This is a genomic window from Marinilabilia salmonicolor (assembly GCF_003003035.1).
Classification (GTDB): domain Bacteria; phylum Bacteroidota; class Bacteroidia; order Bacteroidales; family Marinilabiliaceae; genus Marinilabilia; species Marinilabilia salmonicolor_A.
Map to the genome: position 1 here is coordinate 1 of NZ_PVTS01000050.1, position 2,101 is coordinate 2,101.

Annotated in this window: 1 protein-coding gene; it reads right to left on the bottom strand. The window is 36.6% G+C overall.

From position 1 onward, the window contains the following. Window positions 1-63: 63 nt before the first annotated feature. Complete coding sequence (locus BY457_RS18820) at window positions 64-1,908, bottom strand: IS1634 family transposase (RefSeq protein WP_106154869.1); 1,845 nt, start codon at window positions 1,906-1,908, stop codon at window positions 64-66. Window positions 1,909-2,101 lie beyond the last annotated feature (193 nt).

Sequence of the window (2,101 nt, forward strand, 5' to 3'; positions counted from 1 at the left end):
TAACCCAACTTGCAAACATGCATCCATAAAAAGCTGTTTGACAGCATGATACACTTTGTATTTTTACATTTGGGTCACCACTTTTGTTTTTCTGACAAATGGCCTATGTTTAAAGTTCAATGCATCAAAAATATCCTTTTGGTCTTTTGTTGGCCTTGTGCACAGCTTTATATAAAGCTTCTCATTATTCTCGCTGTTGACTGTAACCACAGAGCTTTGCATGCTCCGCATTTTTTCAACTATTGTTGACCAACTATAGTTAATATCTTTCTGATTTAAATTAGTCCTAATGTAATTAACCACTTGGTACGCTATAATACCAAGCCATATATGAGGTTCAATGTATTGGTCAACTTGGTGGTGTACTGGCCTGATGTTTAAATCCGTCTTCAAACATCTAAAAACAGCTTCAACATCTCTTGTTAAATTATATGCATCCCATATTTTATCTTCAGCAATAGCATTTTTAGTGTACCGAAGAAAGTATTCGCCTTTTGGCCTTTCACGTTCCCGAACCCGTTCCCATTTAATTGCAGTGACTATATCCTTATCGGTATCCTCGGTATAGGTAATGTTGTACAACCACCCAATTCGTGATAGTTTTGCTTTGATGCCACCTACCCTTTCATGGATTTTGCTAATCTTTTTTACCGTCCCTTTTTTAGATAGCCCTTGGTTTATTGATGTCAACTTAGCCTCCAGTGTACGGGTCATTTTCTCATCCATCGACCTTTCTTTAATCTCCTTCTGATCGCTCTTTATGTGAAGAAAATTATCCTCTTTCCCTTCAACGGAAACTTTTGTTAAATGTATCTTGTTGCCACGATTATCTTCAATTGATTTTGCCCCATCAGACAAGGTTTTGTAGTCTTTGGGTATTGTCCTACTAACACAGACATAGTCATATTGGAGTTCCCTGAGTTCAATTAGGTTATCTTCTGTTGAAATGCCTGCATCCATTATCACTAAAGGCTTTTCGCTACTGGAGTATGATTGTCCAACTATTGACTTAACTAAATCTTTAAATGTTTCAGGCTCACTCACATTTCCTGTGTAAAACTTACTGTGCCTGACAAAGCCCATGCTGTCAATTGATATTGCAAGGCCGATTAATCGTCTATCGTACCGCTTTTGTTTTGAACGTCCAAAATCAGCTTTTTTACTGGACAACATTTGACCTTCAAAATACATATTCGTCAAATCATAAATGATAATCTTGTCCCTTCCCGAGAATAGATTTTTAACATTGTTGTATATTATAGAATCGACAGCCTCTTTTTTATTATACAATTCCGTGGTTGCCTTGTATAGTTTATATCTTGATACTGTTTCCGCACCATCATATAACTCCAAAGACGCTGAATTTTCATTTAACCAGCGTTCTGTTTCCAGTTCGCTTGATGGATGTATAAGTTTGGCCGTCAAAAGCATTTGGGCAATGTCTGCTTGGCTTTTGTCCAGCCCTATCGTTTCTAACATTTCAGGGATTGCTAATCTCTCGAATGCCTGTTTTACCAACCATTCACCACCAATATCCCGGCTTTCAAGCTGCTCAATACTGTCCAGATCAACATTTTGATTGGTTGTTTCAACCTTCTTGGAAATCATTTTTCCTTTTCCTGAAGGAAAAATTTTCTCTTTTTCAATTTGCCTGGCAAATGAATGGGCCAATTCCTCAATTTGATCTGAGATGGCAGGGAATAGTGAATTTTCAACACCTGTAATTATCTCCTCTATTCTGTTTGCCAGTTGTTTATGGTCAGTTTTCTCAACACCTTCCAACTTGCCCAGGTTTAATAAAACGGTCTGTCTTGTCTTGTTACCTATTCGGTATGAGTGCGTTAACCTATAGTAAGTATATGTTTTGGACTTACTTTTGTCTTTCTTATGTACAGCGCGTATAAACATGCCGCAAAGATAATATTAATAAGCCACACCAACAAATCTATGGGTCACTACATTTGACTTTCTAAAATACGATGTGCTTGATTAATAAGTTTTTATGATTTTAAGAAAAATAAAATATTTTAAGCACCCACTGAATATCAAATAGTTAAAAAACCGCTCTTGTTGAGCATAATTCTAAAATTTGCAAGTTGGG

Excerpts from the sequence above, each read along its gene's own strand:
- BY457_RS18820 (WP_106154869.1), bottom strand. The coding sequence starts at position 1,908 with ATGTTTATACGCGCTGTACATAAGAAAGACAAAAGTAAGTCCAAAACA.